The sequence below is a fragment of the Nocardioides aquaticus genome (assembly GCF_018459925.1).
In the GTDB taxonomy this organism is placed as follows: Bacteria; Actinomycetota; Actinomycetes; order Propionibacteriales; family Nocardioidaceae; genus Nocardioides; species Nocardioides aquaticus.
In genome coordinates this window covers 1283383-1305973 of record NZ_CP075371.1, presented here as the reverse complement: position 1 = coordinate 1305973, position 22591 = coordinate 1283383, and the positions used below count along the sequence as shown (strand labels likewise).

Annotated in this window: 24 protein-coding genes; 11 read left to right on the top strand and 13 right to left on the bottom strand. The window is 75.5% G+C overall.

Going from position 1 to position 22591, the window contains the following annotated elements; all coding sequences use genetic code 11:
• Window positions 1-29 precede the first annotated feature (29 nt).
• From ENKNEFLB_RS06345 to ENKNEFLB_RS06330, 4 genes are all read left to right on the top strand, one after another.
• Window positions 30-884, top strand: a complete 855-nt coding sequence (locus tag ENKNEFLB_RS06345; protein WP_246535870.1) for an EamA family transporter — start codon at window positions 30-32, stop codon at window positions 882-884.
• 309 nt (window positions 885-1193) lie between these two features.
• On the top strand, window positions 1194-1439 hold the full coding sequence (locus ENKNEFLB_RS06340) for a hypothetical protein (RefSeq protein ID WP_214058424.1): 246 nt from the start codon (window positions 1194-1196) through the stop codon (window positions 1437-1439).
• Between the two features lie 69 nt (window positions 1440-1508).
• A complete protein-coding gene (locus ENKNEFLB_RS06335; RefSeq protein WP_214058423.1) occupies window positions 1509-2429 on the top strand; it encodes an alpha/beta fold hydrolase in 921 nt (306 codons plus the stop codon).
• A complete protein-coding gene (locus ENKNEFLB_RS06330) occupies window positions 2426-3655 on the top strand; it encodes a PQQ-dependent sugar dehydrogenase (protein WP_246535869.1) in 1230 nt (409 codons plus the stop codon). The genes ENKNEFLB_RS06335 and ENKNEFLB_RS06330 overlap by 4 nt, the downstream gene beginning before the upstream one ends.
• A gap of 22 nt (window positions 3656-3677) precedes the next feature.
• Here ENKNEFLB_RS06330 and ENKNEFLB_RS06325 read toward each other — a convergent pair whose 3' ends face one another.
• The gene (locus tag ENKNEFLB_RS06325; RefSeq protein WP_214058422.1) at window positions 3678-4427 is read right to left on the bottom strand and encodes a dienelactone hydrolase family protein; all 750 of its coding nucleotides are present in this window, start codon (window positions 4425-4427) and stop codon (window positions 3678-3680) included.
• Between the two features lie 126 nt (window positions 4428-4553).
• Here ENKNEFLB_RS06325 and trxA point away from each other — a divergent pair, with 126 nt between their 5' ends.
• Both trxA and ENKNEFLB_RS06315 read left to right on the top strand, forming a co-directional pair.
• The gene (trxA, locus tag ENKNEFLB_RS06320; protein WP_214058421.1) at window positions 4554-4952 is read left to right on the top strand and encodes a thioredoxin; all 399 of its coding nucleotides are present in this window, start codon (window positions 4554-4556) and stop codon (window positions 4950-4952) included.
• Window positions 4949-5326, top strand: a complete 378-nt coding sequence (locus ENKNEFLB_RS06315) for a hypothetical protein (protein ID WP_246535868.1) — start codon at window positions 4949-4951, stop codon at window positions 5324-5326. Before trxA ends, ENKNEFLB_RS06315 begins: the two co-directional genes overlap by 4 nt.
• A 19-nt stretch (window positions 5327-5345) precedes the next feature.
• Here the strand turns inward: ENKNEFLB_RS06315 and ENKNEFLB_RS06310 are convergent, their stop codons facing one another.
• The 4 genes from ENKNEFLB_RS06310 to ENKNEFLB_RS06295 are packed head-to-tail and all read right to left on the bottom strand — an operon-like array spanning window position 5346 to window position 9032.
• On the bottom strand, window positions 5346-5954 hold the full coding sequence (locus ENKNEFLB_RS06310) for a response regulator transcription factor (RefSeq protein WP_214058420.1): 609 nt from the start codon (window positions 5952-5954) through the stop codon (window positions 5346-5348).
• Window positions 5951-7153, bottom strand: coding sequence for a sensor histidine kinase (locus ENKNEFLB_RS06305; RefSeq protein ID WP_214058419.1), 1203 nt, complete (start codon window positions 7151-7153; stop codon window positions 5951-5953). The genes ENKNEFLB_RS06310 and ENKNEFLB_RS06305 overlap by 4 nt, the downstream gene beginning before the upstream one ends.
• Before the next feature lie 17 nt (window positions 7154-7170).
• A complete protein-coding gene (locus ENKNEFLB_RS06300) occupies window positions 7171-8037 on the bottom strand; it encodes an ABC transporter permease (RefSeq protein ID WP_214058418.1) in 867 nt (288 codons plus the stop codon).
• Window positions 8034-9032, bottom strand: coding sequence for an ABC transporter ATP-binding protein (locus ENKNEFLB_RS06295; RefSeq protein WP_214058417.1), 999 nt, complete (start codon window positions 9030-9032; stop codon window positions 8034-8036). The genes ENKNEFLB_RS06300 and ENKNEFLB_RS06295 overlap by 4 nt, the downstream gene beginning before the upstream one ends.
• A gap of 244 nt (window positions 9033-9276) precedes the next feature.
• On the opposite strand from ENKNEFLB_RS06295, the gene ENKNEFLB_RS06290 reads away from it, so the two are divergent.
• Genes ENKNEFLB_RS06290 through ENKNEFLB_RS06280 form a run of 3 tightly spaced genes read left to right on the top strand, consistent with a single transcriptional unit; the run spans window position 9277 to window position 12946 of the window.
• Window positions 9277-9810: a 2Fe-2S iron-sulfur cluster-binding protein gene (locus ENKNEFLB_RS06290; protein WP_214058416.1), complete on the top strand. Its 534-nt coding sequence runs from the start codon at window positions 9277-9279 to the stop codon at window positions 9808-9810.
• Complete coding sequence (locus tag ENKNEFLB_RS06285) at window positions 9807-10823, top strand: FAD binding domain-containing protein (protein WP_214058415.1); 1017 nt, start codon at window positions 9807-9809, stop codon at window positions 10821-10823. Before ENKNEFLB_RS06290 ends, ENKNEFLB_RS06285 begins: the two co-directional genes overlap by 4 nt.
• The gene (locus ENKNEFLB_RS06280; RefSeq protein ID WP_246535867.1) at window positions 10820-12946 is read left to right on the top strand and encodes a xanthine dehydrogenase family protein molybdopterin-binding subunit; all 2127 of its coding nucleotides are present in this window, start codon (window positions 10820-10822) and stop codon (window positions 12944-12946) included. The genes ENKNEFLB_RS06285 and ENKNEFLB_RS06280 overlap by 4 nt, the downstream gene beginning before the upstream one ends.
• Window positions 12947-13055: 109 nt before the next feature.
• On the opposite strand, the gene ENKNEFLB_RS06275 is transcribed toward ENKNEFLB_RS06280, so the two are convergent.
• The 3 genes from ENKNEFLB_RS06275 to ENKNEFLB_RS06265 all read right to left on the bottom strand — a co-directional run bounded on the left by ENKNEFLB_RS06275 (window position 13056) and on the right by ENKNEFLB_RS06265 (window position 16301).
• Window positions 13056-14444, bottom strand: a complete 1389-nt coding sequence (locus ENKNEFLB_RS06275) for an arsenic transporter (RefSeq protein WP_214058414.1) — start codon at window positions 14442-14444, stop codon at window positions 13056-13058.
• Between the two features lie 118 nt (window positions 14445-14562).
• The gene (locus ENKNEFLB_RS06270; protein ID WP_214058413.1) at window positions 14563-14913 is read right to left on the bottom strand and encodes an ArsR/SmtB family transcription factor; all 351 of its coding nucleotides are present in this window, start codon (window positions 14911-14913) and stop codon (window positions 14563-14565) included.
• Window positions 14914-14960: 47 nt separating this feature from the next.
• Window positions 14961-16301, bottom strand: a complete 1341-nt coding sequence (locus tag ENKNEFLB_RS06265; protein WP_214058412.1) for an NAD(P)-binding protein — start codon at window positions 16299-16301, stop codon at window positions 14961-14963.
• A gap of 112 nt (window positions 16302-16413) precedes the next feature.
• Between ENKNEFLB_RS06265 and ENKNEFLB_RS06260 the strand changes: the two genes are divergently transcribed.
• A complete protein-coding gene (locus ENKNEFLB_RS06260; RefSeq protein ID WP_214058411.1) occupies window positions 16414-17262 on the top strand; it encodes a helix-turn-helix domain-containing GNAT family N-acetyltransferase in 849 nt (282 codons plus the stop codon).
• Window positions 17259-18425, top strand: coding sequence for an ArsO family NAD(P)H-dependent flavin-containing monooxygenase (locus ENKNEFLB_RS06255; protein ID WP_214058410.1), 1167 nt, complete (start codon window positions 17259-17261; stop codon window positions 18423-18425). Before ENKNEFLB_RS06260 ends, ENKNEFLB_RS06255 begins: the two co-directional genes overlap by 4 nt.
• On the opposite strand, the gene ENKNEFLB_RS06250 is transcribed toward ENKNEFLB_RS06255, so the two are convergent.
• The 5 genes from ENKNEFLB_RS06250 to ENKNEFLB_RS06230 form a co-directional block, all read right to left on the bottom strand.
• Window positions 18400-18735, bottom strand: coding sequence for a YnfA family protein (locus ENKNEFLB_RS06250; protein ID WP_214058409.1), 336 nt, complete (start codon window positions 18733-18735; stop codon window positions 18400-18402). The genes ENKNEFLB_RS06255 and ENKNEFLB_RS06250 overlap by 26 nt on opposite strands.
• On the bottom strand, window positions 18732-19196 hold the full coding sequence (locus tag ENKNEFLB_RS06245; protein WP_214058408.1) for an arsenate-mycothiol transferase ArsC: 465 nt from the start codon (window positions 19194-19196) through the stop codon (window positions 18732-18734). The genes ENKNEFLB_RS06250 and ENKNEFLB_RS06245 overlap by 4 nt, the downstream gene beginning before the upstream one ends.
• Window positions 19193-19897, bottom strand: a complete 705-nt coding sequence (locus ENKNEFLB_RS06240; protein ID WP_214058407.1) for an arsenate reductase/protein-tyrosine-phosphatase family protein — start codon at window positions 19895-19897, stop codon at window positions 19193-19195. Before ENKNEFLB_RS06240 ends, ENKNEFLB_RS06245 begins: the two co-directional genes overlap by 4 nt.
• A 73-nt stretch (window positions 19898-19970) precedes the next feature.
• Window positions 19971-21008 carry a CNNM domain-containing protein gene (locus ENKNEFLB_RS06235; RefSeq protein ID WP_214058406.1) on the bottom strand — a complete coding sequence of 346 codons (1038 nt, stop codon included), beginning with the start codon at window positions 21006-21008 and terminating at the stop codon, window positions 19971-19973.
• Window positions 21005-22417 (bottom strand): hemolysin family protein, encoded by a 1413-nt coding sequence (locus ENKNEFLB_RS06230; protein ID WP_214058405.1) that lies wholly within the window; start codon window positions 22415-22417, stop codon window positions 21005-21007. The genes ENKNEFLB_RS06235 and ENKNEFLB_RS06230 overlap by 4 nt, the downstream gene beginning before the upstream one ends.
• Window positions 22418-22591 lie beyond the last annotated feature (174 nt).

Genomic DNA, 22591 nt, shown 5'->3' with positions numbered 1-22591 from the left:
TCGTGTCCCCTGATGCCTACCCTGACCCGGTGACACCCCGATCCTCACCGGTCTGGCTGGTGCTGGTCGGGATCGTCTCGGTCCAGCTCGGCGCGGGCTTCGCCAAGCTCCTCTTCGACGAGGTCGACCCGACGATGCTCGTCTGGCTGCGGCTGGCCACCAGCGCGCTGGTCTTCGCGGTGGTCGCGCGCCCGCTGCTGCGCGGCCACAGCCGCGACGACTGGATGGTCGTGATCGGCTTCGGCGCCTGCCTGGGCCTGATGAACTGGGCGATCTACCAGTCCTTCGCCCGGATCCCGCTCGGGATCGCGGTCACGATCGAGTTCGTCGGACCGCTCACCCTGGCCATGCTGTCCTCGCGGCGCGGGCGCGACCTGGCCTGGGTGGCGCTGGCCGCCCTCGGCGTCGCCGCCCTCGGCCTGGAGCGCGCGGACCTCGACCCCGTGGGAGTGGCGTACGCCCTGCTGGCCGGCGCGGCCTGGGCCGGCTACATCCTGCTCTCCGCCCGGACCGGGCAGCGTTGGGCCGGCATCAGCGGGCTGACCGTGGCCAGCGTGGTGGCCGCCTGCGCGCTGCTGCCCGCGGCACTGCTCGCCGACGCCGACGCCCTCACCTCGCCGCGGGTCCTGGCCATCGGGCTCGCCGTCGGGCTGCTGAGCTCGGTGGTGCCCTACTCCTGCGAGCTGGTCGCGCTGCGCACCCTGCCGGCGGCCACCTTCGGGGTGCTGATGAGCCTGGAGCCGGCCGCGGCCGCGCTGGTCGGCATCGCGGTGGTGGGCGAGGAGCTCGCCGCGCTCCAGTGGGTCGCGGTGGGCTGCGTGGTCGTGGCCAGCGCGGGCGCCACCCGGGCCGGGGCGCGGCTCGGCGGCCCGGTCCCCGACTGAGCCGTCCCACGACGAGGACCCGGGCGGTCGGTCCGGAGCCAGGCGTACCGATCGGGGGCGTCCCGGCCTCGCCGCCCCTGTCGCCGCAGGTCAGCGCGGTGCCGGCCGCGGGGTCGGACCGTTTGGTACGCCTGACTCCGCCGGCCGGGGCGGCAGCGGGTCTGCGGACCCCGGAGGACGACCGCGCGTTCACCGGAACGTCACACCGCCGGCACGTCCGGGGCGGGTCGGGCGCCGTACGCTCGACGTGTCGGCGCCACCGGCCGCCGCACCCCGCACCTCCGCCCTGCCACCTCCCGGAGCCGTCCGATGCTGATCCCCTCCACGCTGCTGACCCGGCCCGCGACCCTCGCCGTGAGCCGGGTCCGCACGTGGTCGGCCGGCTCGCAGCAGCGGGCCCGCCGCAACGCGATGCTGGCCGCCACGGACTGCGCCCAGCGCCGCGCCGAGCGCGAGGACGTCGAGGACTTCCTGGCCCGGCGGGCCGGACGCCCCGTCGCGGACGGCGCCGCCACCGACGCCCCGGCCCGGGCCGACCGGGTCGCCGGGGCCTGAGCGACGCACCCTCCCGGCCCACCCCCGGGACACGCCCCCGCAGCGCCCCTCCTCGGGCACACTGGGCGCATGCCGACCTCCGCGGCGCGGGCCGCGCTCGCTCCCACGATCGCCTACCGCGACGTCCTGTCCGACGACGGCACGATGCTGCGGGCCTGGACCAACGACCCCGAGGGCCGGCACGACGGCCCGACGGTGCTGCTCTGCAACGGGCTCGGCACGAACCCGCTGCACTGGCCGGCGCTGCTGCGCCCCGACTGCGGCGTGCGGGTCGTGTCGTGGAACCACCGCGGCGTCAGCGGCTCCGACCGCCCGCGCGACCCCCGCGCGGTGCGGATCGAGAACTTCGTCGAGGACGCCCTGTCGGTGATGGACCACTTCGACCTCGAGCGGCCGGTGGTGATGGGCTGGTCGATGGGCGTCAACACCGCCTTCGAGCTCGCGGTGCGCCACCCCGAGCGGGTGGCCGGCATCTTCGCGGTCGCCGGCGTCCCCGGCGACACCTTCGCCACCATGCTCGGCGCCCTGCACCTCCCCCACCCCGTCGCCCGCGCGGTCACCGTCACCCTCGCCCGGGGCCTGCGCCTCGGCGGCTGGAGCCTGAGCCCGGTCACCACCCGCTTCCCCTTCGGCGCACGCTCGCTCGAGGCGCTCACCAGGGTCGGGTTCATCGGTCGTGTCCCCGACCCCGAGCTGGCGGCGATGGCGATGGCCGAGATGCTCTCCACGCCGGTCGAGTGGTACATGCACCTCGCGCTGACCACGTCCCGCCACCCCCGCGTCCCGCTGAGCCGGGTCCAGGTCCCGGCGACGTTCGTGGCCGGGACGCACGACATCCTGGCCGGCTCCCGCGACATGGGCACGGCCGCGCGCCGCATCCCCGGCGCCCGGTACGTCCGCCTGCGCGCCAGCCACTTCGTCCAGATGGAGCACCCCGACCGCGTCCACCAGCTGCTGCGTGAGCTGATCGACCGGGTCGACCGCGCGTGACCGGCTCCCCCCGCCGGCCGGCGACGGTCCTCGTCGCCGCGCTGCTCGCCCTCACCGCGGTCGCCTGCGGGCAGGACGGCAACCAGACCTCCGTGACGCTCTCCCCGACACCGGGCGGCTCCGAGGCCCCCGAGCCGCAGGCCCCGTCGTCGGCACCCGTCGAGGAGGCACCCGGGGCGGACAGGGACCAGGGCAGGGACCAGGGCGGGGACCGGCGCGGGGACCGAGGCGGGGACCGGGGCGAGGGCCCCCCGCGGGTCGTCGAGACGGTGGCGCGCGGGCTGGCCGCGCCCTGGGGCGTGGCCTTCTTCCCCAACGGTGACGCCCTGGTCACCGAGCGGGACACCGCGCGGGTCCTCCGGGTCACCGGGGAGCGACGGGTCGTGCAGGAGGTCGGCACCCTCGACGCCGCCGCCCCGGAGGGCGAGGGGGGTCTGCTGGGCGTGGCCCTCGCCCCCGGCTACCCCGAGGACCGTGCCGTCTACTTCTACCTGACCACCGCCGAGGACAACCGCGTCGTGCGCGCCCAGCTCGAGGGGGGCGTGCTCGGCACGCCCGAGGTCCTCCTCGAGGGCATCCCGAAGGGCTTCGTGCACGACGGCGGACGCCTCGCCTTCGGACCCGACGGCTACCTCTACGTCTCCACCGGCGAGACCGGGGAGGAGTCGCTGGCGCGCGACCGCGGCTCGCTGGCCGGCAAGATCCTGCGGATCACCACCGACGGCCGGCCCGCCCCGGGCAACCCCGGCGGCGGTCTCGTGTGGTCGCTGGGCCACCGCAACGTGCAGGGCCTGGCCTTCGACGACCAGGACCGGCTGTGGGCCTCGGAGTTCGGGGACGACACCGCCGACGAGCTGAACCTCGTCGAGCGCGGCGGGGACTACGGCTGGCCCGACGTGGAGGGGACCGGCGACCGCGCCTCCCGCGAGGCCGGCCTGCTCGACCCCGAGCGCACCTGGCCGACCGCGGTCGCCTCCCCGGCCGGTCTCGCCTGGGCGGACGGCTCGCTCTGGATGGCCGCGCTGCGCGGCGAGCGGCTGTGGCAGGTCCCGGTCGACGACGAGGGCACGACGGGCAGGCCCGTCCCGCTGCTCGAGGGCCGGTACGGACGGCTCCGCACCGTGGCCGCGGCCCCCGACGGCTCGCTGTGGGTGACGACCAGCAACCGGGACGGTCGCGGCGACCCGGCCCCCGAGGACGACCGCATCCTGCGCGTCGAGCCCTGACCCCGGCCGGCCCGTCGCCGGGTCAGCCCGCCAGCAGCACCCGGTCCAGCAGCCGTCGCAGCTCGTGGAAGTGCCGCTCGGCGGCGCGCTCGTCGTACATCGAGGTGTCGGCCATCGAGTAGCCGTGGGCCGCGCCCTCGTAGACCTCGTTGAGGTGCACCCGGCCGGCGGCGTCGAGCGCCTCCTCCAGCGCGGTCACCGCCTCGAGCGGCATCGAGGAGTCCTGGTCGGCGTGACCGAAGACGTACTCCGCGGTGGTCGCGCCCAGCAGCGTGTGCGGGCTGTCCGGCTCGTCGGTGACCAGGCCCCCGTTGTGGAAGCCCCCGACGGCCCCGACGGTGCCGGGGTGGTCGGCGGCCGCGCGGACGGCCAGGCGGCCGCCCATGCAGTAGCCGGTCGTGCCGATCGGGCCGTCACCGGCGTGCTCGAGCAGGGTGCGGACCCACGCCTCGGTGTCCGGGCCGGAGAGGTCGGGGGTCAGCGCGCCGATCCGGTCCATCACGCCGGAGGCGAAGAACTCCTCACGGGCGCCGGCCTCGCGCAGGTCGCCCTGCGGCGCCAGCTCGTCGGCGGTGCCGTCGCGGTGGAACACGTGCGGCACGAGCACGACGTAGCCCCAGGACGCGATCCGGTCGGCCATCTCGCGGGTCTGGCGGCGCAGCCCGATCGCGTCGACGAAGAACAGCACGCCGGGGCGGCCGTCCTCGCCGGTGAGGTACGCCTCGGCGGGCCCGGCGTCGGTCTGGATCTCCAGGGTGCGTGAGGTGCTCATGGGGCGATCAGACCACGACGCCCCCACCCTCCCGGGGCGCTGCGGCACGACGGGGGCGCCGCGGAACATCGCACGCCCCGTCACCGTTGTCACGACGTACCCCGACCCACCACGAGAGGAACCGCCGTGCCGACCACCGACCTCGAGGCCGCGACCTTCGAGCAGACCGTGACCGAGAACGAGATCGTGCTGATCGACTTCTGGGCGTCGTGGTGCGGACCGTGCCGCCAGTTCGCGCCGGTCTACGAGCAGGCCTCGCAGGCCCACCCCGAGATCGTCTTCGGCAAGGTCGACACCGAGGCGCAGCGCGAGCTCGCCGCCGCCGCCCAGATCACCTCGATCCCCACGCTGATGGCCTTCAAGGACGGCAAGCTGGTCTTCTCCCAGCCCGGCGCCCTCCCGGCGCAGGCCCTGCAGCAGGTCATCGACGCGGTGTCCGGGCTGGACACCTCCCAGCTGGTCCGCCCCGGCGACGAGGCGTCCGGCGGGACCGAGGACCCGGCCCCGGGCAGCGGCACGCCGTGACCGAGCCCGGGAACCGGCCCGGCTCCGCGGTCGAGCGGCCCGCCCCGAAGCGGGCCCGGCACCTGATGGACCCCGCCAACCCGCAGGTGGACCGTCCGAACTCCGCCAGCGTCGTGCGGGTGCAGACCTGGGTGATGTCGGTGCTCGTCGTCACCACGATCCTGCACCTCGCGGTCGGCCTGCTGATCTCGGCCGCCGTCATCGACCCCGCCCTGGTCGTGGAGCGGGTCGGGCTGACCGTCATCGCCGGCGCGTTCGGGGTGGTCGCGGTGGCCGCCGGCCTGGCCATCCACAGGCGCCCGATCGGCTCGCCGTGGCTCGCCCTCGGGCTGCTGCCGGCCCTGGTCGGTGCGGTGCTGGTCTTCGCCCTCTGACCGGTCGCCGACCCCGGTCCTAGATCCAGCCCATCCGACGGGCGATCGCGCACGCGTCGTGCCGGTTGGCGGCGCCCAGCTTGCCGACCGCGTTGGACAGGTAGTTGCGCACCGTGCCCGCCGACAGCGAGGCCCGGGCCGCGATCTCCTCCACCGGTGCGCCGTCCGAGGCCAGCTCCAGCACGTCGGCCTCGCGCGGGGTCAGCGGGCTGTCCCCGGCCGCGATCGCCTCGGCCGCGAGCTCGGGGTCGACGTGCCTCCCGCCGGCGTGCACGCGCCGCACCACCTCGGCCAGGGTCCGCGCCGACGTGGTCTTCGGCAGGAACCCGCGCACGCCGGCCGCCAGGGCCCGCTTGAGGTGGCCCGGGCGTCCGTGGCTGGTCACGATGACCACGCCGCAGGCCGGGTGGGTCCGCGCCAGCTGCTCGGCCACGGCGATCCCGTCCAGGCCGGGCATCTGCAGGTCCAGGACGGCGACGTCCACCCCGTCGGCGCGCAGCACCGCCTCGTCGCCCGAGCCGGCCTGACCCACCACCTCGAGGTCCTCCTCGAGCCCGAGCAGCTGCCCCAGCGCCTCGCGGATGAGCTGCTCGTCGTCGGCGAGCAGGACCCGGATCGGGGTGCTCACGAGACCACCGCGGCCCGGTCGGCGGCCGGCACCAGGACCTCGACGACGAAGTCGTCGCCCCGGCGTCCGGCGTCCAGCCGCGCGCCCAGCGGGGAGAGCCGCTCGGCCAGCCCGGTCAGGCCGCTGCCGCCCGGGCTGCCGGTCGCGCCGTCGACGACGCCGTCGTTGCGGACCACCAGGGTCCCCGTCCCGCCCGCACCGGCCGACGACCAGGCGATCCGGACCCGGGTCGCCCGGGAGTGGCGCAGCACGTTCGTGACGGCCTCGCGCACCACCCACCCGGTCGGCTCCCGCCAGTGCTGCGGCAGCCCGTCCAGCGCCACCTCCGAGGTGATCCCGGCAGCCGACAACAGCGACCGGGCGCCCTGCAGCTCCTGGTCGAGGTCGGTGCCGCGGTAGCCCCGGGCCAGGGCGCGGGCCTCGCGCAGGGCGTCGTGCGCCACCCCACGGACCTGCTCCATCCGGGCCGGTGCCGAGGCGTCCCCGGCCTCGGCCAGCCTGGCGGCGAGCTCGGCCTGGACCGCGATCTCCGAGAGCCTTCGGCCCAGCACGTCGTGCACGTCGCGGGAGAAGCGCAACCGCTCCTCGGCCACCGCCAACGACGCCTGGGCCTGCCGCGCGCCGTCCAGCTCGCGGACGACACCGTAGATCCAGAGCGAGGCACGGACCGTGAAGAGCATGAACAGCCCGGCGCCGAGGCCGTAGGCGTAGACGACCACCTCCCCGGCCGGCACCCCGAGCACCAGCGGCAGCGCCACCACGACGACACCGGTGACGCGCGGGTCCCGGAAACCCCCCAGCCCCACCGACAGCACGCCCCACACGCCGAGCACGACCGCCGTACGCGGGTCGTCCGGCAGCGCGGCCGCGACCGCGAGGGCGGCGGCGCAGACGGCAGCCGTGACGGCCAGCCGACGGCGCGGGAGCGGACCGTACCGCGGCCACAGGTCGGTGGCTGCGCGCAGCGCCCAGCACCCGACGACGGCGAGGACGACCGCCACGACGACCGCGACCACCCCGACCGGTGCCTGCTCGGCCGAGAGGCGGACGACCAGGGACCCGTTGACGAGCAGCAGCAGCCCGACGAGCACCGTGTAGAGCGACTGGACCGCGTAGAGCTCGACCCGCTCGACCTGGCTGCGCTCCCCCCAGCTCCGCCACCGCGACCGGGTCGCGGCGCGGGGCGGGGTCGGGCTCACCGGGCCCAGGGTAGTGCTCACGTCCGCGGCTCCCACCGCATCGAGCGGGCGGCCAGCCACAGGGCGACCGCGGTCCACACCCCCAGCACCAGCATCGGCTGGCCGGCCTGCACCCAGCTGGAGGCGAAGTCCACGGTGGGCTCCTGGGAGAGGGCCCCGCCGGTCACCGGCTCGAGGCCGAACCACCCGGTCCGGACCAACGAGACGATCGCGGTCCCCGGGGTCCAGGTGAAGGCCTCGCGGACCGGGTCCGGGTAGGCGACGGCGGTCTGGCCCAGGATCATCAGCAGCAGCACCGGCCCGCTGGTCAGCTGGGCGGCCTCGGCGTTGCGGGTCCACGCCGCGGTCCACAGCGCGAGGGCGGCGATCATCACGATGCCGGCGACCACGGCCACGAGGAACAGCAGCGCGTTGACCGGCAGCGGCAGCCCGAAGGCGATCCCGATGCCGGCGGTGAGCAACGAGATCAGCACCGCGAGCACCGCCCCCGGGAGGGCGAGGGCGACGACCAGCTCGCGGTCGCGGGTCTCCCCGGTCCGCAGCCGCTTCAGGACCAGCTCGTCGCGGCGGGTCACCACCACCGACAGCAGGTTGTAGTAGACGGGGAAGAGCAGGACGAGGACCAGCGAGGTGATCAGGGCGCCGGCGCCCGCCACGGGGTCCGAGAGGTCCTGGGCCAGCAGCAGGCCGAGCGGCAGCAGCGGCACCACCACGGCGTAGATCAGCGTCAACCGGTTGCGCGCCATCAGCAGGGCGTTGGCGCGGGCCAGGGCGACCACGCGCCGGACGCTCGCACGGCGCTCGCCGGCGCGGCCGGTGGAGTCCGGCGAGCTGATCGGGCTGGTCGGGGTGGTCGGGCTGGTCGAGGGGTGACTGGTGCTCATCGGGTCTCCTCCATCACGGCGGGCTCGGGCTCTGGCTCGGGCTCTGGGTCGGTCCGGTCGGTCCGGTCGGTCCGGTCGGCGGCGATGTCGAGGAACACCGACTCCAGCGACGCGGCGCGCGCCTCGAGCCGGTCCAGGCGCAGCCCGTGCTCGGCGGCCCAGGCCAGCAGGGTGCCGAGGTCGCGCTGCACGTCGTCGCTGACGACGGTCACGGTGCCCTCGTGGCGGGTCACCCCGGCACCGGGCAGCACCGGCAGGTCGGGCAGCCCGGTGTCCTCCGGGTGCCCGAACCGGATCGTGGAGGGCGCCTCCGCGGTGATCTCGGCGACGGTGCCGACCCGGACGATGCGGCCCTCGTGGAGGATCGCGACGTGGTCGGCGAGCACCTCGGCCTCCTCGAGGTAGTGCGTGCACAGGAGCACGGTGACGCCGTCGGCGCGCAGGTCCTCCAGCACCCGCCAGACCTGGCGGCGGCTCTCCGGGTCGAGCCCGGTGGTGGGCTCGTCGAGGAGCACCACCTCGGCACGGGTCGTCAGCGTGCAGGCCAGGTCCAGCCGGCGGCGCTCGCCGCCCGACAGCGCGCGGACGGCGACGTCGGCCCGGTCACGCATCCCGACGAGGTCCATCACCTCCTCGACGCTGCGCGCGTCGGTCACGGTGGCGTTCCACATCACGAGCGTCTCGCGGACCGTCAGGTCGCCGGAGAAGCCGCTGGTCTGCAGCAGCACCGCGGTGCGACGGCGTACGGCGCCGCGGTCGGCGACCGGGTCCAGGCCGAGCACCTCGACCCGGCCCTCGGTGGCGGGGGCCAGGCCCTCGACCACCTCGAGCGTGGAGGTCTTGCCCGCACCGTTGGTGCCGAGCAGCGCCGTGATGGTGCCGGCGGCGACCTCGAGGTCGACGCCGCGCACGGCCTCGAAGCCCGAGCTGCCCGTGCCGTAGCGGCGGCGCAGGCCCTCGATCCGGACGGCGGGTGGGCGTGGTGTCGTGGTCATGGCTCCACGCTCCCGCGGTTCCGGGTCCGCCGACAGTGCGCCCCGTCACCGGTCGTGATGACCGGCCCACGACCGGGGCATGACAGATGTCAGACGAGCCGCGCCCGTGCTCCGCGACCCCCAGGGGTGGGAAGCAGACGGGGTGGCAGGGGGCATCGTGGAGCCGGGCCTCGGGCCCCCACCTCTGCCCCCACCTCCGCCCCCACCTCTGCCCCCAACCTCTGCCACCGCCGGGAAGGACCCCATGGACACCACCGTCCGCCTCACCGTCGACGGGACCGAGCACGACGTCCTCGTCGACACCCGCACGACGTTGCTGGACGCGCTGCGCGAGCGCGTCGGCGCCACCGCCCCCAAGAAGGGCTGCGACCACGGCCAGTGCGGCTCCTGCACGGTGCTGCTCGACGGCCGCCGGCACCTGACCTGCCTGGCGCTGGCCGTGGCGCACGACGGCGCCGAGGTGGTCACCGCCGACGGCCTCGCCGACGGCGACGACCTGCACCCGGTGCAGCAGGCCTTCCTCGACCACGAGGGCTACCAGTGCGGCTACTGCACGCCGGGCCAGGTGTGCTCGGTGGTCGGGATGCTGCGCGAGGCCGAGGACGGGGACGCCAGCCACGTCACCGAGGACCTCGAGACCGAGCCCGACCTCAGCGACGAGGAGATCCGCGAGCGGATGAGCGGCAACCTGTGCCGCTGCGGCGCCTACGCCGGGATCCTCGCCGCGACCCGCCAGGCCGCGGGGCAGCAGGGCTCGGAGCAGGGGGCGACGGCATGAAGGAGCTGACGTACGTCCGCGCGGCGGACGCCGCGGAGGCCGTGGCCGCGGTGAGCGCCGACGAGCACGCCACCTTCCTCGGCGGCGGCACCAACCTCGTCGACCACCTCAAGCTCGGCATCGCCACCCCGACCACCCTGGTCGACGTGAGCCGGCTGGCCACCGACGAGGTCGGCCCGGCCGACGGCCCGTCGGGACCGGTGCTGCGCATCGGCGCCGGGGTCCGCAACTCCGACCTCGCCGCGCACCCCCTGGTGCGCAGCCGCTGGCCCGCGGTCGCCCGCGCCCTGCTCGCCGGCGCCTCCGGCCAGATCCGGCACCAGGCCACGACCGGCGGCAACCTGCTGCAGCGCACGCGCTGCGTCTACTTCCAGGACGTCACCACCCCCTGCAACAAGCGGGAGCCCGGGAGCGGCTGCTCGGCGCTCGAGGGGTACGGCCGCTACAACGCCCTGCTCGGCGCCAGCGAGGACTGCGTCGCGGTGCACCCCAGCGACCTGGCGGTCGCGCTGGTGGCGGTCGACGCCGTGGTGGTCGTCCTCGGCCCCGACGGGGAACGTCGGGTGCCGGTCGCCGACCTGCACCGCCTCCCCGGCTCCCACCCCGAGCGGGACACCGTCCTCGCGCACGGCGAGCTGGTCACGGCCGTCGAGCTGCCGATGACCGACCTGACCCGGCGTTCCACCTACGTCAAGACCCGAGACCGCGCGTCGTACGCCTTCGCGCTCGTCTCGGTGGCCGTGGCGGTCGAGCTCGCCGAGGACGGCACGCTCGCCGACCTGCGGATCGCCTGGGGCGGGGTCGCCCACAAGCCGTGGCGCGCCGAGGCCGCCGAGGCCCTGCTCCGCGGGCGGGTCCCGGACGAGGAGCTCGTCCGTCAGGCGGTCGACGCCGAGCTGGGCGACGCCCGTCCCGGCCCCGACAACGCCTACAAGGTGGCGATGCTGCGGGGCGCGACCGCGCTGGCCCTGCGCGACGTCACCGCCCCTCTCGCCGAAGGAGCCTCCGCATGACGACGCTGCGACCCGAGCCGCTCACCGCCCGGTCCATGGGCACCCACCACGACCGCGTCGACGGCCCCGAGAAGGTCACCGGCCGCGCACCGTACGCCGCCGAGCACGCCGACCCGGCCAGCCCGCCGGTGGCGGCGTGGATGGTCACCTCGACGATCGCGCGCGGTCGGGTGCTGCGCGTCGACGCCTCGACCGCGCTCGAGCACCCGGGGGTGCTGCGCGTCCTCGACCACGACAGCGCGCCGCGGCTGGCCGACACCGGCGACCAGGAGCTGGCGGTCCTCCAGGACGACCGGGTCCGCTTCCGTGGCCAGGTCGTCGCGCTGGTCCTGGCGGCCACCTCCGAGGCCGCCCGCGAGGGCGCACGGCTGGTCCGGGTGCACTACGCGGAGGAGCCGCACGAGGCGGCGTACGACGGGGACACCGCGACCTACGCCCCCGAGGGCGTCAACGCCGGGCACGAGACTGACTGGGCCGACGGCGACGTCGCGTCGGTCCGCACCCCCGGTGCCGTGGTGGTGGAGGGCGACTACTCCACCCCCCACGAGTTCAACTCGCCGATGGAGCCGCACGCCGCGGTGGCCTCCTGGGACGGCACCACGCTGACGATGTGGGACTCCACCCAGGCCGTGCACCCGGTCGCACGCACCCTGGCCCCGATGCTGGGGCTCGACCCCGCCCGGGTGCGGGTCGTGGCACCGTACGTCGGCGGCGGCTTCGGTTCGAAGGGGCTGCCGCACGCGCCCGAGATGGCCGCGGCCCTCGCCGCGGTCGCCGTCGGCACCGACGAGCCGGGACGACCGGTCCGCCTGGTGACCACCCGGCAGCAGATGTTCGCGCTGGCCGGCTACCGCACGGCCACCCGCTCGGCCGTGCGCCTGGTCGCCGAGCCCGACGGGACGCTGCTCTCGGTCGAGCACGACGCCACCTCGCAGACCTCCCGCTTCAAGGAGTTCGCCGAGCAGACGGCCACCGCCGCGCGGATGATGTACGCCGCGCCGGCCCGCCGTACGACCCACCGGGTCGCCGCGCTCGACGTCAACGTCCCGTCCTGGATGCGTGCGCCCGGCGAGATGCCGGGCATGTTCGCCCTCGAGGTGGCGATGGACGAGCTGGCGGTGGCGACCGGGGTCGACCCGGTGACGCTGCGCGAGCGCAACGAGCCGGCCACCGACCCCGAGACCGGCAAGCCCTGGAACGAGCGACGTCTTCTCGACTGCCTGGTCCGCGGGGCCGAGCTGTTCGGGTGGGCCGACCGCCCGGCAGGGCCGCGCGCCACCAGGGACGGCGACTGGTGGGTGGGCACCGGCGTCGCGGCGGCGACCTACCCGACGCTCTACATGCCCGGCAACGAGGCCCGGGTCGAGGCGCTCGACGGCGGCCGGTACGCCGTCTCGATCGGCGCGGTGGACATCGGCACCGGCGCCCGTACGGTGCTGAAGCAGATCTCGGCCGACGCCCTCGGCGTCGACCCGGCGGCGGTCGACGTGCACGTCGGTGACACCGACCTGCCCTTCGCGACCGTGGCCGGCGGGTCCGCGGGCACGGCGTCGTGGGGCACCGCGATCGCCGCGGCCGTCCAGCAGCACCGCGCCGACCACGGTGCGCACCCCGAGGTCGGGGCGCACACCACGGCGGGTGCCGAGCCGTACCCCGACACCGAGGGGCACAGCCTGCACTCCTTCGGCGCGACCTTCACCGAGGTCAGGGTGCACGCCTGGACCGGGGAGCTCCGCGTGCCCCGGATGCTCGGCGTCTACTCGGTCGGCCGGGTGATCAACCCGACGACGTCACGCTCGCAGCTGCTGGGCGGGATGGTGATGGGCATCTCCGGGGCACTGCACGAGGAGGGCCACCGCGACCCGCGCTTCGGCCACGTCGTGACGCAGGACCTCGCGACGTACCACGTCGCGGCGCACGCCGACGTGGGCGACCTGCAGGTCGAGTGGCTGGACGAGGTCGACGAGCTGGCGACCCCGATGGGCGGTCGCGGGATCGGCGAGATCGGCATCGTGGGCACCGCCGCCTCGGTGGTCAACGCCGCCTGGCACGCCACCGGCGTCCGGGTGCGCGACCTGCCGCTGACCGCGGACGCGTTCCTGGACCTGCCCCCGCTGGGCTGAGGACCGGGACGTGTCGGGCGACCTTCGAACATGTCGGCCTTTGCACAGGCCGACATGTTCGGAAGTCCCCGGCCGACCGGGGACTTCGCGGTCCCCGGCCGGTCCTGCGTCAGACGCCGACGACGGTGAGCCACCCGGCGAGGGCGACCAGCGTGACCGCCAGCACCGGCAGGGTCAGCACGATGCCGACTCGGAAGTACTGCCCCCACCCGATGTGGATCCCCCGGCGCTCCAGCACGTGCAGCCACAACAGCGTGGCCAGGCTGCCGATCGGGGTGATCTTGGGGCCGAGGTCGGAGCCGATGACCGTCGCGTAGACCATCGCCTCGTGCGTCAGCCCGGTCGCGCCGGTGGCGCCGACGGCCAGGGCCGCGATCAGCACGGTCGGCATGTTGTTCATCAGCGAGGCCAGCACCGCCACGACGACGCCGACGCCGAGGGCGGTGACCAGCACGCCGTGGTCGCCGAAGGCGCTGAAGACACCGGCCAGCTCGTCGGTCACGCCCTGGTTGCGCAGGCCGTAGACCACCAGGTACATCCCGATGCTGAACAGCACGATCTGCCACGGGGCCTCACGCAGGATGCGGAGGACGTCGATCCGCTCCTCCCCCGCCGCCGGGGCACCGGCGCCCCCGCCACCCGCTGACACCGGGACCGCGACCGGACCGCGACCGGACCGGGCGAACAGCACCGCGGGCCGGCGGGAGGCGATCGCCATCAGCACCAGCGCGCCGACGCCGGCGACCGCCGAGAGCGGCAGGTGCAGCGGCTCGGCGACGAAGTAGCCGACGAGCAGGACGGCCAGGACGACCCACCCGGCCCGGAAGGTGGTCCGGTCCCGCACCGCGGTGGCCGGCTCGGCCAGCAGCGAGGTGTCGTAGGAGGCCGGGATGGCCGTGCGGAAGAACAGCAGCAGCACCGCCAGGCTGGCCGCGACCGACACCAGGCCGACCGGGACCATCACCACGGCGTAGCGCGCGAACCCGATGTCGAAGTAGTCGGCCACGACGATGTTGACCAGGTTCGAGACCACCAGCGGCAGGCTGCCGGCGTCGGCGATGAAGCCGCACGCGATCACGAAGGCGAGCGACGCACGGGCCGGGAACTCCAGCGCGATCAGCATCGAGGCCACGATCGGGGTGAGGATCAGCGCCGCGCCGTCGTTGGCGAAGACCGCGGCGATCGCGGCGCCGAGCAGCACGATGAGCACGAACAGCAGCCGGCCGTTCCCCCGGCCCCACCGGGCGACGTGCAGGGCTGCCCACTCGAAGAAGCCGGCGGCGTCGAGGATCAGCGAGACCACCACGATGGCCACGAAGGCCAGCGTGGCGTTCCACACGATCCCCCACACCGTGGGGACGTCGGAGAACGAGACCACGGTGGTGGCCAGCGCGACGGCCGCGCCGCCGAGGGCGCTCCAGCCGATGCCGAGGCCGCGGGGCTGCCAGATGACCAGGGTCAGGGTGGCGGCGAAGATCAGGACGGCGACGACGAGCACGTCGGTTGCTCCTCAGCGGGGATAGACGGATGTCGATCCGCAGCCTAGATCGACGTCCGTCGATACGACGGCCCGGGGTGCCGGCTCGTCCAGGAGCACCCGCACCCGCGCTCGGAGGTCAGCGCGTCCCGAGGAGGTCGGCGACCAGCCGGGCCGTCTCCCCCGCCCGGTCGTCACGGACGGAGTACCAGGCCCACGCGCCGCGCCGCTCGCGAGCCAGCAGGCCGACGTCGGTGAGCACCTTGAGGTGGTGGGAGATGGTGGGCTGGCTGAGGCCGAGGGGTCCGGTCAGGTCGCAGACGCAGGCGGCACGCTCCGGGGCGGTGCGGATCATCTCGAGCAGCTGGATCCGGGTGGGGTCGCCGAGCGCCTTGATCAGCTGGGCGAGCCGCTCCGCCTCCTCGCGCACCATGGCCACCCCGACGGCGTGCGACGAGGGGGCGCAGCCGGCGTCGGTCACGGTCTCCATGCCCCCCATCCTGCCTCGCGGGGCCCGACCACCCGGAGACGGCGGCCTCAGCGCGCGTCGGCGCTCCCGGTCGTGACCAGCTCCGGGGCCGGCGCGCCGCAGCAGCCGCCGGCCGGGGCGCCGTCGAAGGCCGGGGCCGCACCGCACACCCCGGTCTCGGGCAGCACCAGCTCGACCCGGGCGGCGGACTCGTGGTCCCCGCCGATCTCGGCGACCACCGAGCGGACCTGCTCGGAGCCGGTCAGCGCGAGGAACGAGGGGGCCCGGCCGTAGGACTTCATCCCGACCAGGTAGAGCCCCTCCTCGGGCTGACGGAGCAGGTCGGCCCCGTGCGGGCTGACGGTGCCGCACGAGTGGTGCGCCGGGTGGATCTCGGGAGCCAGGCCCGACGGCGCGGAGAGCTCGCCGTCGAGGTCGAGGTGCACCTCGCGCAGCCAGGAGTGGTCGGGACGGAAGCCGGTCACCGCGACGACCTCGTCGACCTGCTCGACCCGGCGCCCGTCGTGACCGACGAGCGCCAACCGGCCGTCCTCGGCACCCTCGAGCCGCGCGGTGCGGAACCCGGTGACGGTGGTGACCGCGGCAGCGTCGGCCGCACGCTGCGCGGTGCTGCCGAGCGCTCCGCGCGCGGCGAGCTCGTCGAGCTCGGCGGCCCCCAGGGCCTTGGCCGTGTCGGCCCGGCGGAGCACCAAGGTGACCCGGGTCCCGGGGACCTCCTCGGCCAGGCCGGCCAGTGCGACCAGGGCGTTCTGCGCCGACGCACCGGCACCGGCCACCACGGTGTGCCGGCCGGCGTGGCGCGCGCGGCGCGCGGGGTCACCGAGGTCGGGGACGGCCCGCAGCACCCGGTCACCGTGCTCCTGCTCCCCCGGGGCCGGGAAGCCGTCGGCGCCGAGCGGGCCCGGGCCGCCCCACGTGCCGCTGGCGTCGACGACGGAGGCGGCCTCGAGGACCCCGTGCCCCGACGGGCCCTTGACGTGCACGGCGAACGGCACGTCCGACCGACCGGCCGCGACCAGCCGGTCCCGCCCGGACCGGGCCAGGCCGACCACGCGGTGCCCACGACGCACGTCCACCCCGGCCCGCTCCAGGGCGACCGCCAGCGGACGGAGGTAGGCCGCGACCCACTCGTGACCGGACGGGAGGCCCGCGGGGTCGGGCGCGACCCAGCCCGCGGCGTCGAGGAGCCGGGCCGCGGCGGGGTCGACCAGCTCCGACCACGGCGAGAACAGCCGGACGTGGCCCCACTCCGACACGGCGGCACCGACCTCGTCCCCGGCCTCGAGGACGACGACCGGCAGCCCGCGCTCGACGGCGTGGGCCGCGGCGCCCAGCCCGATCGGGCCCGCGCCGACGACGACGAGCGGGGTGGCGGGGGTCGGGACCATGGGTGCTCCTGGGGACGGACGGGACACCGGTCGATCGACCGGCATCGATACAAGGACGCTAGTCGGCCGCCTGCGCCCCGTCAATCGATCGCGATCGATGTAAAGTCCGACCATGACCACCGCGCAGGCCCCGCCCCTCGCCGCCGCCCTGGCGGGCGACGCGGCCACGACGTACGCCGCGTGGTTCGCGACGCTGGCCGACCCGACGCGGGTGCGACTGCTGAACGCGGTGGCCACCGCCGCGTCCGGGTCCGCCCGGGTCGGTGACCTCGCCCGCGAGCTCGGGATCAGCCAGTCGACCTGCTCCCACCACGTGCGCCACCTGGCCGACGCCGGGTTCGTCGCCGTGGACAAGGTGGGCACCAGCAGCGTGGTCAGCGTGAACGCGGCCTGCTGCACCGGCCTGCCGCACGCTGCCGACGCCGTCATGGGCACGCTCTCGACCCCGCCCTGCTGTCCCGCCGACCTGCCGGCCGACGTCACCACCCGTGCGATGACCGACGCCGACCTCCCGCAGGTGCGGGCGATCTACGCCGAGGGCGTCGCCACCCGCCAGGCCACCTTCGAGACCGAGGTCCCCGAGGCGACCGTGCTGCGGGACCGCTGGCTGCCCGACCACCGCTGGGTGGCCGAGGTCGACGGCGAGGTGGTCGGGTTCACCGCCGTCTCCCCGACCTCGGCGCGCGCCTGCTACGCCGGGGTCGGCGAGGGCGCGGTCTACGTGGCCGCCGCGGCCCGCGGCCGGGGCGTCGGCAAGGCACTGCTCCACCGCCAGGTCACCGAGGCCGACGCCGGTGACCTCTGGACGCTCCAGGCCTCGGTGTTCCCGGAGAACAGGGCCAGCCTGGCGCTGCACCGGGCGGCCGGCTACCGGACGCTCGCGGTCCGCTCGCGGATCGCCCGGCTCGACGGCGAGTGGCGCGACACGGTGCTGCTCGAGCGCCGTCGCGACGACACGTGAGCGCACCGACCCCGGGTCGGGAGCAGACGCCGGAGGGCCGCACGGTCGACGTCTGCGTCGTCGGTGGCGGGCAGTCCGGGCTCGCGACGGCCTACCACCTGGGCCGGGTCTCGGCCCGGCGCGAGCGTGAGGGCCTCCCTGCGCTGCGCACCGTGGTGCTCGACGCGCACGACCGCCCCGGCGGGGCGTGGCCCGACGGCTGGCCCAGCCTGGAGCTCTTCTCCCCCGCCGCCTTCAGCTCGCTGCCGGGATGGCCGATGCCGGCGTGGACCGGCGACGGCACCCCGTCGGCGGAGCACGTGGCCGCCTACCTCGCGGCCTACGAGGAGCGGTACGCCCTCCCGGTGCACCGACCGGTCCGGGTCACCGACGTCGTCGACGCCGGCGAGGACGGACTGCTCCGGGTCCGCACCGACCGCGGCGACTGGTGGGCTCGAGCGCTGGTCAGCGCGACCGGCACCTGGGACCGGCCGTTCTGGCCGGCCGTCCCGGGGGCCGAGGCGTTCGGCGGGCGCCAGCTCCACACCCACGACTACCGCGGTCCCGAGCAGCTGACCGCTCAGCGGGTGCTCGTGGTCGGCGGCGGCAACTCCGCGGCCCAGCTCGCGGCCGACCTGCAGCCCCACGTGGCCGCGCTGCACTGGGTGGCCCTGCGCCGGCCGCGCTACCTGCCCGACGACGTCGACGGCCGGGTGCTCTTCGAGACCGCCACCCAGGCCGTGCGGGACCGGGCCGCCGGACGACCGGTGCGCGACGTCGCCTCGCTCGGCGACGTGGTCGCCACCCCCGCCGTGCGCCGGGCCCGCGACGAACGCGGCCTGGTCGCCGGACCGATGGTCGAGCGGCTGACCCCGGCCGGCGCCCGGTGGCCCGACGGGCACGAGGTCGACCTCGACGCGGTGGTGTGGGCGACCGGCTTCCGCCCGGCGCTGGGCCACCTGCGCGGGCTCGGCCTGGCCACCGAGCGCGGCCGTCCGTGCACGGTCGCACCGGACGGCTCGCCGCACCCGGTCCGTTCCTCCTCCGACCCCCGGGTCTGGCTGGTCGGGTACGGCGACTGGACCGGCGCCGCGTCGGCCACGCTGGTCGGCGTCGGCCGACCCGCCCGGGACGCCGCGTTCGCGATCGGTGACGCGCTCAGGCCGACCGCGGCGCGTACATGATCACGGCGACGCCGACCAGGCACAGCAGCGCACCCCCCACGTCGTAGCGGTCCGGGCGGAAGCCGTCGACGACCATGCCCCACGCCAGCGACCCCGCGACGAAGACACCGCCGTACGCCGCCAGGATCCGGCCGAAGTTCGCGTCCGGCTGCAGCGTCGCCACGAACCCGTACAGCCCGAGCGCGACGACCCCGGCCCCGATCCAGATCCAGCCGCGGTGCTCCCGCACGCCCTGCCACACCAGCCAGGCACCGCCGATCTCGGCCAGCGCGGCGAGGGCGAAGAGCAGCAGGGATCGGGCGACGGTCACGCCCCGGAGAGTACCGAGGGCGGCAGCTCGTGGTCCGGGACCAGCTCGCCCAGCAGCCCGCGGACCCGCGCGTCGAGGTCGCCGATGATCGCGCGGACGGTGGCGTCGTCCTGGCCGCCCGGGTCGGCCACCGGCCAGTCGCGGTACTGCACGCCGGGGACGTACGGGCACTCCTCTCCGCAGCCGAGGGTGATCGCAAGGTCGCTGGCGGCGATCGTGTCCCGCGTCAGCAGGGTCGGCACCTCGGCCGAGGCGTCCAGGCCGAGCGAGGTCAGCGCGCGAGCCACCTCGGGGTGCACGTGCTCCCCGGGCTGGGTGCCGGCCGAGAGCGCGCGGACCCGGCCGCCGGCGTAGTGCTCGGCGAGGACCCGGCTGATCACGGAGCGGCCGCCGTTGCGGACGCAGGCGAAGACGACCTGGGGCGTGGCGGGGGTGGCGGGGGCGGCGGGGGTGCTGGTCATCGGGCGGGCTCCTGGGTGGCGGGGACGGTGGGGAGGGCGCCGATCCGCTGACGGAGGTCGTCGGCGGCGGTGGTGAAGGCGCTGGAGCGGCCGTCGGGCACGGGGTCGGGCACCGACCAGTGCACCGTCGCGGAGTCGTCCGCGGCGAGCTCCTCGTGCGCCCGGTCGCAGACCGTGACCAGCACGTCGCCGTGCTCGCGGACGTCGTCGAGGTGCTCCGGCCTGCCGGTCAGGCGCAGCCCGCGACGGGCCGCCTCGTCCACCGCGCCCGGGGCGACCCGGTCGCCCGGGTGGGTGCCGGCGGAGGCCGCCGGGATCCCGGGGCGGGCGTCGTTCCACAGGGCGGCCGCGAGCTGCGACCGGGCGGAGTTGGCGGTGCAGACGAAGAGGACGCGCGACGCCCCGGCCCACGGCGGGTCGGTGCAGCAGTCCGCCGCACCGACCACGCGGCAGGTGGCGTCGTCGCGGGTCAGCGCGACGTAGCTGCGCCGCCGGTCGGCCTCGGAACGGTGCCGCGAGACCAGGCCGGCCCCCTCGAGCACCCCGAGATGGTGGGCCAGCAGGTTGGAGCCCAGTCCCAGCGCCGCGGCGAGATCACCGGGCGAGGCGTCACCCCAGGCGAGTCGGTCGGTGATCCGCAGCCGGACCGGGTCGCCCAGCGCGGCGTGCCGGGCGGCCCGGGCCACCAGGTCCTCGTCCATGACTGCTCCATCAACTCAACGAGTATTGAGTCAATGATGATTGAGAGAAATGGCGACGTCAACCCCGGGCGGGTCAGGCGGCCGAGTCCACCGCCGGGAAGAGACGCACGAGCACGTCCTCCATCGTGACCACCCCGACCCGACCGTCCTCGGCCGTCACGACCGCCAGGTGCTGGCGGGTCTCGCGCATGTCGGCCAGCGCCGCGTAGACGGGGGTCGCGGCCGGCAGGTGGTACGGCGGGCGCGCCACCTGCTCGACGGTGTCCCCGGCGTCGAGCACCAGGGTGTCGCGCACGTGCACGACGCCGGTGACCGCGCCGGCGGGGCCGGTCGGCCCGGCGTCGCGGAGCAGGATCCGCAGGTGGCCCGAGGAGCGGCCGAGGTCGCGGACCTCGCCGACGGTGGCCCGCGACCCGACCGCCGTGACGGCGCGGTCCCACCGCACCAGGTCGTCGAGGGTCAGGTCGGCCAGGTCCAGGGCCTCGGTGATCTGCGAGGACCAGCGGGCGTCCAGCGTGCCGGCGGCCGCCGAGTGCTCGACCAGCTGGCGCAGGTCGTCGGGCGTCTGCCCGGTGGACACGGTGTCCTGGGGCTCGACCCCGACCCGGCGCAGGCACCAGTTCGCGGCCTCGTTGAGCGCGAGCAGCAGCGGCCGGAACAACCACATGAAGCCCCGCATCGGCAGCGCCAGCAGGGTCGCGGCCGACTCCGGGTGCGCGATCGCCCACGACTTCGGGGCCATCTCGCCGACCACCAGGTGCAGGAACGTCACCACGACCAGGGCCAGCGCGAAGCCCAGCGCCCCGGCGACCCAGGACGGGGCGCCCCAGTCCGCGAAGAGCGGGGTCAGCGCGTAGTTGACCGCGGGCTTGGTGATCGCACCCAGCGCCAGGGCGCAGGCGGTGATGCCGAGCTGGCTGCCGGCCAGCAGCACCGTCAGCTCGTCGGCGCTGCGCAGCGCCGCCCGTGCGGAGCGGCTCGTGGCCGCCTGGTCCTGCAGCCGGTGGCGCTTGGCCGCGAGCAGGGCGAACTCGGCGGCCACGAAGAACGCGCTGAGCGCGATCAGGGCGGTCGTCACCACGACGACGACGTACGGGTTGTCGAGGCTCATGCCCGCTCCTCCTGCTGGGTCGACGCCGCGGGGGCCGTCGGTTCGTGGTCAGGGTGGCCGGCGCGGTCGGGTGGCAGTGCGAGGCGCAGCCGTGAGGGCACGTGCCGCTCGACCTCGAGCACGGTGATGGTCAGCACCTCCGGCAGGACGTCGTCCTCGCCCAGGGTGGCGGGGTCCTGGGGCAGCTCGACCGCGACCTGGTGCCCGACCTCGGGCAGCTCGCCGACCTCGGCGATGACGAGACCGCCGAGCGTCTCGTAGTCGCCGCGCGGCAGCTCGCGGTCGAGGTGGCGCTGGACCTCGTCGAGGTGCAGGTCACCGGGGACCTCCCAGGCGCCGGCGTCCTCGTCCCCGGTCACGCCGGCGGCGAGGGCGTCGACCGGGTCGTGCTCGTCGGCGATCTCGCCGACCAGCTCCTCGGCGAGGTCCTCGATGGTCAGCACGCCGGCGAAGCCGCCGTACTCGTCGAGGACGCAGGCCAGCTGGTCGCGGGTCTGCGCCAGGCGGCGCAGCGCGTCCGGCAGCGACATGACCTCGGGCACCAGGACGGGCTCGCGCGTCAGCGTCGTGACGGGGGCGTCGGTGGGTCCGGCGTCCAGGACGTCCTGCAGGTGCAGGACACCGGCGACCTCGCCCCCGTCGAGCACGGGGTAGCGCGAGTGGCCCGAGCCCATGGCGGCCCAGGCGTCGGCCACCGTCTGGTCGGCCTGCAGCACGTCGACCCGCCCGCGCGGCACCATCGCGTGCTCCACGTCCTGGGCCGGGAAGTCGAGCATCCGGTCGAGGAGGAGGGACAGCTCGCGCGGCAGGTCGCCGCTGGCGCGCGAGTCGGCCACGATGTGCTCGAGGTCGCGCACCGTCGCAGCGTGCTCGACGTCGTGCACCGGCTCGATCCGCAGCGCCCTGAGCAGCAGGTTCGAGGCTTGGTCGAAGACCGAGATGACCGGGCCCAGGACCCGGAGGTAGACCCGCGTCGAGGACGCCAGCCGCACCGCGACCGGCTCCGGCCGGGCGATGGCGAGGTTCTTGGGGAACAGCTCGCCGAAGAGCATCTGGATGATCGTGGAGGCCAGCAGGGCCGCGACCGTGCCGACCGCGATGCCGACGCCGGTGGGCACGCCGACCCCGCCGAGGGCGGTGCCGAGGGACTCACCGATCAGCGGCTCCGCGACGTACCCGACGAGCAGGGCGGTGACGGTGATGCCGAGCTGGGCGCCGGAGAGCATGAACGAGGTGCGTCCGGTCACGTCGAGCGCCCGGGCGGCGGCCTTGTCTCCGGACGCGGCGCGAGCCTTGAGCCGGGAGCGGTCCACGGCCATGTAGGAGAACTCCTGGGCCACGAAGTAGCCGGTGGCGGCGGTGATCGCCAGCACGACCAGCAGGCCGAGGAGGAGCGTGAGCACCCACATCAGGAGCGGCCCCTCCCGGTCGTGGTGCGCGGGAGGGGCTGTCGACTGTGGCAGTCCATGGAGGGCTGTCGGCCTTTCGGGTCGCGGGACACGGCGCAGCGCCGCCCGCCAGGAGCAAGGGTCGTCATTCTTCCAGACCCCTGGTGACGGGCGGCCCGGGTGACGAGGAGGTGA

Bases quoted from the DNA above. Each gene is read 5' to 3' on its own strand.
- ENKNEFLB_RS06245 (WP_214058408.1), bottom strand. From the start codon at position 19,196: ATGACCAGCACCCCCGCCGCCCCCGCCACCCCCGCCACGCCCCAGGTC.
- ENKNEFLB_RS06335 (WP_214058423.1), top strand. From the start codon at position 1,509: ATGCCGACCTCCGCGGCGCGGGCCGCGCTCGCTCCCACGATCGCCTAC.
- ENKNEFLB_RS06290 (WP_214058416.1), top strand. From the start codon at position 9,277: ATGGACACCACCGTCCGCCTCACCGTCGACGGGACCGAGCACGACGTC.
- ENKNEFLB_RS06280 (WP_246535867.1), top strand. From the start codon at position 10,820: ATGACGACGCTGCGACCCGAGCCGCTCACCGCCCGGTCCATGGGCACC.
- ENKNEFLB_RS06325 (WP_214058422.1), bottom strand. From the start codon at position 4,427: ATGAGCACCTCACGCACCCTGGAGATCCAGACCGACGCCGGGCCCGCC.
- ENKNEFLB_RS06285 (WP_214058415.1), top strand. From the start codon at position 9,807: ATGAAGGAGCTGACGTACGTCCGCGCGGCGGACGCCGCGGAGGCCGTG.
- ENKNEFLB_RS06260 (WP_214058411.1), top strand. From the start codon at position 16,414: ATGACCACCGCGCAGGCCCCGCCCCTCGCCGCCGCCCTGGCGGGCGAC.
- ENKNEFLB_RS06265 (WP_214058412.1), bottom strand. From the start codon at position 16,301: ATGGTCCCGACCCCCGCCACCCCGCTCGTCGTCGTCGGCGCGGGCCCG.
- ENKNEFLB_RS06235 (WP_214058406.1), bottom strand. From the start codon at position 21,008: ATGAGCCTCGACAACCCGTACGTCGTCGTCGTGGTGACGACCGCCCTG.
- ENKNEFLB_RS06340 (WP_214058424.1), top strand. From the start codon at position 1,194: ATGCTGATCCCCTCCACGCTGCTGACCCGGCCCGCGACCCTCGCCGTG.
- ENKNEFLB_RS06300 (WP_214058418.1), bottom strand. From the start codon at position 8,037: ATGAGCACCAGTCACCCCTCGACCAGCCCGACCACCCCGACCAGCCCG.
- ENKNEFLB_RS06230 (WP_214058405.1), bottom strand. From the start codon at position 22,417: ATGTGGGTGCTCACGCTCCTCCTCGGCCTGCTGGTCGTGCTGGCGATC.
- ENKNEFLB_RS06295 (WP_214058417.1), bottom strand. From the start codon at position 9,032: ATGACCACGACACCACGCCCACCCGCCGTCCGGATCGAGGGCCTGCGC.
- ENKNEFLB_RS06270 (WP_214058413.1), bottom strand. From the start codon at position 14,913: ATGGAGACCGTGACCGACGCCGGCTGCGCCCCCTCGTCGCACGCCGTC.
- ENKNEFLB_RS06240 (WP_214058407.1), bottom strand. From the start codon at position 19,897: ATGGACGAGGACCTGGTGGCCCGGGCCGCCCGGCACGCCGCGCTGGGC.